Origin of the sequence: Gordonia sp. p3-SID1431, from assembly GCF_025143765.1 — a bacterium.
GTDB classification, from domain to species: domain Bacteria; phylum Actinomycetota; class Actinomycetes; order Mycobacteriales; family Mycobacteriaceae; genus Gordonia; species Gordonia hongkongensis.
Map to the genome: position 1 here is coordinate 1 of NZ_JAMBDT010000163.1, position 6,270 is coordinate 6,270.

8 protein-coding genes are annotated in these 6,270 nt (G+C 66.7%); 5 read left to right on the top strand and 3 right to left on the bottom strand.

What is annotated here, in order from left to right:
* Positions 1–480: 480 nt before the first annotated feature.
* The 3 genes from M4D77_RS23190 to M4D77_RS23200 form a co-directional block, all read right to left on the bottom strand.
* Complete coding sequence (locus M4D77_RS23190) at positions 481–948, bottom strand: hypothetical protein (RefSeq protein ID WP_259937618.1); 468 nt, start codon at positions 946–948, stop codon at positions 481–483.
* 544 nt (positions 949–1,492) lie between these two features.
* Positions 1,493–1,696, bottom strand: a complete 204-nt coding sequence (locus M4D77_RS23195; protein WP_259937621.1) for a hypothetical protein — start codon at positions 1,694–1,696, stop codon at positions 1,493–1,495.
* 61 nt (positions 1,697–1,757) lie between these two features.
* Entirely contained in the window at positions 1,758–2,147 is a 390-nt protein-coding gene (locus M4D77_RS23200) for a helix-turn-helix domain-containing protein (protein WP_259937624.1), read from the bottom strand.
* Positions 2,148–2,255: 108 nt separating this feature from the next.
* Between M4D77_RS23200 and M4D77_RS23205 the strand changes: the two genes are divergently transcribed.
* From M4D77_RS23205 to M4D77_RS23225, 5 genes are all read left to right on the top strand, one after another.
* The gene (locus M4D77_RS23205; protein WP_259937626.1) at positions 2,256–3,116 is read left to right on the top strand and encodes an NmrA family NAD(P)-binding protein; all 861 of its coding nucleotides are present in this window, start codon (positions 2,256–2,258) and stop codon (positions 3,114–3,116) included.
* 121 nt (positions 3,117–3,237) lie between these two features.
* Positions 3,238–3,885 (top strand): dihydrofolate reductase family protein, encoded by a 648-nt coding sequence (locus M4D77_RS23210; RefSeq protein WP_259937628.1) that lies wholly within the window; start codon positions 3,238–3,240, stop codon positions 3,883–3,885.
* Positions 3,886–3,933: 48 nt separating this feature from the next.
* Positions 3,934–4,686: an isocitrate lyase/phosphoenolpyruvate mutase family protein gene (locus M4D77_RS23215; RefSeq protein WP_259937629.1), complete on the top strand. Its 753-nt coding sequence runs from the start codon at positions 3,934–3,936 to the stop codon at positions 4,684–4,686.
* 68 nt (positions 4,687–4,754) lie between these two features.
* Positions 4,755–5,180 carry a pyridoxamine 5'-phosphate oxidase family protein gene (locus tag M4D77_RS23220; RefSeq protein ID WP_259937630.1) on the top strand — a complete coding sequence of 142 codons (426 nt, stop codon included), beginning with the start codon at positions 4,755–4,757 and terminating at the stop codon, positions 5,178–5,180.
* A 62-nt stretch (positions 5,181–5,242) separates the two neighbouring features.
* Positions 5,243–6,136, top strand: a complete 894-nt coding sequence (locus tag M4D77_RS23225; protein WP_259937632.1) for a hypothetical protein — start codon at positions 5,243–5,245, stop codon at positions 6,134–6,136.
* Positions 6,137–6,270: the final 134 nt, after the last annotated feature.

Below are 6,270 nucleotides of genomic sequence, written 5' to 3' on the forward strand. Positions count from 1 at the left end.
GCCTGCCACTGGCCGGCGCACGACTGGCCGGTCAGCGAGCTGCCCGCCTTGCCAGTTCGTCGGTGTGTGCACGTGCTCCAGCGTGCTGGTAACGCAGCCCAACGGCCACGTCGGTGTGACCCAGTCGTGCAGCAGCTCGGCCGCTGACGCCTCGCTGAGCTGCGCGTAGCGGGTTCCGTGATAGTGCCGAAGCGAATGCAGTTGCAAATCAGCATGATTCGCGGCCTTGCACGCTTTGAGCCAATGATGGGTGAGGCTGCCGTCCGGGAGCGGATTTCGCCGGTAGCGTCAGTGAACAGCAGCTGGTCCGATTTCCCAATCTTGTTCAGGTGCGCGGCGAAGATCAGCGCGTCGTCGCCGAAGAATTGGATGTCGCGATTCCCCGCCTTCGTCTTGGGCTCCTTCTCGCTGCGCCCCTCGTGCGGGATGTATGTGATGGCTTTGGACACGGTGACTCGCACACAGTCGACGGCACCGTCGTCAGTCAGTTCGACGACGAAGTCCTTCTTGCGGAACGCGGTCAGCTCCCCGAAGCCGGCCGCCGACCGCGGCGGCCAGGATCACCAGTGGCTGCAGCGACAGCGGCATCGCGTCGATGACGACGAGGAGTTCGGCGTCGGTGGGCGGCTCGCGCTTGATGCCCGTCGAGACCTTGGCGTCCTTGATGCGGCACGGGTTGCGCTCGATCACGCCACGGTCCTCGGCGTCGAGCATGACGGTCTTCAAATGCTCATAACACCTCGTCACCTGTGTCAATCGACCACTCTCCAGCTGCTCGTCGTGCCACGCGCAGACGTCGTCGTAGGTGACATCACTGACGGGCCACTCGGCGAGGTGGTGCAGCCGCCCACCGGCCGTCGCGCGCTGGCCCATGCTCTTGGGCCTCGGCCCGTGCCAGTACAGGCGGTAGTCGTAGGCGCTCTTGCCGCCGAGCTTGCCGGCGGCCATGCGCCGCTGAATGTATCGCTCGGCATACTCGCCGACGGTGATCTGTTGCCGGGCGGCCTCGGCTGCGGCTGCCTCGGCCTGCTTCTTGGCCTCGTCGGGGTGGACTCATGTTCCGTCGGTGATTGCGACGCGCTGCTTGGACAGCCAAATGTCGGCCTCGTCGACGGTCTCAAAGGTGTGCGGCGCGGTGAATCGCTCGCCTTTGTGGGGTGTAGCCAGCGCGGTGGTGACCGCTGCGCTGCCTGTCGACGATTCCCCACGTACGACGCTTCCTCTGCTTCTGGCCCTTGGCGGTCAACTCTCCACCCTCCCGGTCGACCGAGTACCGCAGTCGCGGTACTCAGCATTCCAAAACCATCGAAATCTCGCCCGAAGTCTCGGCTACTGAACGGCTTTGACCTGCTGTTTATCGCCTTGGCCAGGTATATTATGACTGGTTCGAGTCCAGTTGGGGGAGCAGAAGAGCCCGTCACCTGCGCGAGCAGGTGACGGGCTTTCTTCTTGCCCGATGGCCGGCCCGCGAACTCGCGGCCATTCGGCAGCCCTACTCGCGGGGGTAGTCCTCAGGGTCGGTATCGACCTCGGCGGCCTGCTCTGCGACGTCGGCGGCATCGGCGTCGAACGGCACGGTGGGCTCCGGTGCGGAGGGGTCCAGCGCGGAGGGCTCGTCGGGTCCTGTCGGCTGGGCTTGCTCGATCGCATCGGCCTCGTTGGCCTCGATCGGCAGGTCGGCTTCCGGTGACGTCATCGGGACGCTCCTCTCGTCGTCGAACCCTTACGTCTCCACGTGTGCCCGACGAGAGCGGGTTTCAGTCGCCGCCGCGTCGCTCGTCGTAGTCGGCCTGGGCGTCGCGGACGGCCGGCATGTTGTCCTGCACGAGTTCGATCAGGCCGGTCAACTGGTCGGCGACCTGCCTGCCGAGCGGGGTGAGGTGGTACTCGACCTTCGGCGGGATGGCTTCGAGGACGGTGCGCACGATCATCCCGTCGCGTTCGAGGCTCTGCAGGGTCTGCGAGAGCATCCGCTCGCTCACGCCGTCGACGCGTCGCCGCAGGGCGCTGAATCGATAGTTGCTCTCTCCCAACGCGATCAGCACCAGGCTGCCCCAGCGTCCGGTGACTGTCTGCAGTGTCGTCCGGGACGAGCAGTCCCGGGCGAAGACGTCCGCCTCGAGGGACTCGTCGCTGATCTCGGTCACGTGCTCAACGGTAGCCGAATCGACGAGACCTGGCTAACAGTTCGTATTGCACTTACGAAAAGTAAGTGCATACTGGGAATCGTCCAACCGATAGAGATGAGGAATCAGATGACCACAGCAGTGACCGGCGCGACGGGACAGCTCGGCGGACTCGTGATCGACGAACTACTCGCCCGGGGCGTCGCCGCCGCCGACGTGGTGGCGATCGTCCGCGACGAGTCGAAGGCCTCGAAGCTTGTGTCGCACGGCGTTTCGGTCCGTGTCGCCGACTATGACGATCCGGCATCACTTGTCGACGCCCTCGTCGGCGTCGACAAGTTGCTGCTGGTGTCGGGTTCGGCGGTCGGGCAACGTGTTGCCCAGCACACCAACGTGATCGAGGCGGCGGAGGCCAACTCCGTCGAACTGATCGCCTACACCAGCCTGCTGCACGCCGACACGAGCGGTCTGAGTCTGGCTCCCGAGCACGTCGCCACCGAAGCCCGACTGAACGAGTCGTCGGTGCCCGCCGTGATCCTGCGCAACGGCTGGTACTGGGAGAACTACCTGGCCGCCATCCCGCAGGCGGCGGCGACCGGAACGCTCCTGGGTGCCGCGGGTGAGGGAAAACTCGCTGCCGCCGCTCGTGCCGACTACGCGGCTGCGGCCGCAGCGGTCCTCACCGCCGACTCGGACCAGGCCGGCAAGGTCTACGAGTTGGGTGGTGACGAGCGGCTGACCTACGGCGAATTCGCCCGAGCGATCGGTGTGGCATCGGGTGCGACCGTCCAGTACCGCGACCTCTCCGAAGCCGACTACCAGGCCGCTCTCGTCAGCGCGGGTCTGCCGGAACCGGTCGCCGCGATGCTGGCCGGCGCAGATGCCGGGATCAGCCGCGGTGAGCTGGACACCGACTCCGGCGACCTCCAGTCGCTCATCGACCGGTCGTCGACCCCCGTCGCGGAGGTCATCGCTCAGGCGCTCGCCTGACCCGGCGTGCACGATCGGCGTCCGGCGTGCTCCGCGCCGAGTCGCGTCGATGAGTTCGGCTGCGACACCGAGTCTGTCCGCATAGATTGCTCGTGCCGACAGATGACGGGAACGGAAAGCCATGCCGCAGCTACTCAGAGTCCAGAACTTCTCCATCTCGCAGGACGGGGTGGGGGCGGGGGAGAACCAGACGTTCGAGCGGCCCTTCGGTGACCGCGTCGAACCGTGGGAACTGATGTCGTGGGCGGGTGCCACCGCCGGTTGGCCCAACCGGACCGACCCGGGTGGCACCCGCGGCCTCGACGACTACTTCACTCGCGACTTCGCCCACAACATCGGTGCGGAGATCATGGGCCGCAACAAGTTCGGTTATCAACGCGGCCCGTGGACCGACCACGAGTGGCAGGGTTGGTGGGGTGACGAGCCGCCGTTCCACACTCCCGTCTTCGTGCTGACGCACCATGTTCGGCCGTCGTTCACGCTGAGCGACACCACGTTTCACTTCCTCGACGCCACCCCGGCCGAGGCCGCCGAGCAGGCGAAGGCCGCGGCGGACGGCAAGGACGTACGTATCGGCGGCGGCGTGAGCACCGTCCGGGAGTTCCTCGACGCCGACCTCATCGACACCCTGCACATCGCCGTCGCACCCGTCACGATCGGCGCCGGACTCAAACTCTGGGAGTCACCCGAGGAGCTCGAGGGCCGGTATCACCACGAATCCGTCCCGAGCACCAGTGGCGTGACGCACCATTTGTTCTGGCGCAGGTAGCGCAATGGCGGTGGAATGAGACCGGGAACTCGCGTAGTTGTAGGGACCATGACGGAACTCGCCAGCAAGGCCACGACTCTGCTCGAACTCCACCAACCGGGAAACCCGGTCATCCTGCCCACGGTGTGGGACGCCTGGTCGGCGAACCTCGCGATCTCCGCCGGGTTCACCGCGCTCACCGTCGGCAGTCACCCGGTGTCGGACTCGATCGGCAAGCCCGACAACGAAGGAATCACGTTCGAGGAACTGACTACCCGCATCCGGCAGATTACCACGGCAGTCGACGTCCCGATCTCCGTCGACATCGAGTCCGGCTACGGGGAGGACCCGAAGACGCTCATCGACGGCCTGATCGCCGCGGGTGCCGTCGGTCTGAACATCGAGGACACCGTGCACAGCGAGGGCGGACGCCTTCGCGAGCCACAGGAGCACGCCGATTTCGTGGGTGCGCTCCGGGCGGCGTCCGACGCCACCGATGTCCACGTGGTGATCAACGCGCGCACCGACTTGTTCGTCAAGCAGGTCGGCGACGAATCCGACCGCCTCGACCGGGCGATCGAGCGAATGAAATTGGCTGCCGATGCCGGCGCAGACGTGCTGTACCCGGTCGGTTTCCACGACGACGCCGCGCAGAAGCGGCTCACCAGCGAACTGCCGTTGCCGGTCAACGCGATCGGTCATCCGACCAAGAACACCAAGGCGGCACTGGCCGAACTCGGTGTGGCCCGGGTCAGTTTCGGACCGATCTTCCAGATGGTGCTCGCCGAACGCGCCGCCGAGGTTCTCGAACCCTGGAAGTAGTCACACCGCTCTCCTCCGGGTCGTCGAACCCGGAGGAGAATGTCGGTGGTCCGAACTACCGTCGGATCATGGCACTCACGAAATCCGAACGAGAAGCGTTCCTGTCCGAACCCCATGTCGCGGCGCTGTCGGTCGGAGCCGAGCCCGGCCGGGCGCCGCTCACGGTCCCGGTGTGGTACCAGCACGAGCCGGGCGGTCGCCCCTGGCTGCTCACCGGAACCGAATCGCGCAAGTTGCAGCTCATCCGAACCGCCGGGCGGTTCACGCTCATGGTCGACGAGGTGTCGCCGCGGCTGATGTACGTGGCCGTGTCGGGGGATGCGGTCGACATGGTTCCGGGCACCCGCGGCGACCTGCAGGAGATGGCGGCGCGCTACCTCCCGCCCCAGGCCGTCGACCCCTACGTGGAGATGGCCGAGAAGGATCACGGTCCCCAGACCAAGCTGTTCCTCGAACCGAAACAGTGGGTGTCCCTGGACCTCGGTGCGCTGTGACCGACGGGCCGTGATCCGGCAGCGAGACGAACCCGTCGGGAACGTCTCGCTACATTGAACGCATGCCGAAGTCGCGTTCCACGTCCGACCAGCCCGAACAGTCCGTCGACGCGGAGTCTCACCAGGAGACATCGCCGACGGGCGAGCAGGTCACCCCGCTCGACGGCAACGAGTTCCTGCAGGCCAATCGCAGTAACCGCGACAAGTACCGCGCCGAGGCCGAGGCGAAGGCGGCGAAAGCAGCCCGCAAGGCCGAGCGCCGACGCCCGGCTGACGAGCCCACGGGTGCCGACGAGCCGGCCGATACGGACGACGCCGACGGGTCCGACGACGCCACGGCCGAGGTCGCGGACCCACGCCCTGGCTCGGACCGCACCCCCCGCAAGCTCGATCCCGCCGCGGCGCGTAGGAGTGGTTCCCGCCGGAGGACCGGTTGGACTTCGAAGGTCGGCAGCCGACCGTGGGCGGTGATCGCGCTGATCGTGGCGGTCGTCGTCCTCGCGGCGTCGACGGCGGTGCTCGCCGTGGCGTACGTGGATGCCGATGAACGCGCCGAGTCGAGCGCGTCGGCCGGTACGACGACGTCCCTCCTCGAGACCGCCCGGCGGTACGCGGCCGAGATCTCGACCTACAACTCAGCCGACTACGCTGACCTCGACCGACGCATCCGGGAGATCTCCACGCCCGCGTTCACCCAGACCTACATCGAGTCCTCGCAGGACGCCCGCCGCGGATCCGCCGAGGCCGAATCGGTGTCCACGGCGACGGCCGACAATGCGGGCCTCATGTCCGTCGACGACGGCAAGGCCGTTGTGCTGGTCACCCTGGACCAGACCCTGAAGTCGCCGCAGACCGCCCAGGAGTTCCCGGAGGGATTCCCGTATCAGTCGCGGGTCAAGGTCACCCTCGTGGAGCAGGACGGTCGCTGGCTGATGGACGACTTCGCGGTGCTGTGAGGCCTCGGCTCCCTGATCCGAAAGAAGCGAGTCCTATCGCTCCCTGAGGAGCGGCCGGAGCTTGCGGAGGGCGCGGCCAACCATCGCCTTCCGAATCCGAAGAACGACATAACCATTGCCCCCTGAGGTGCGAG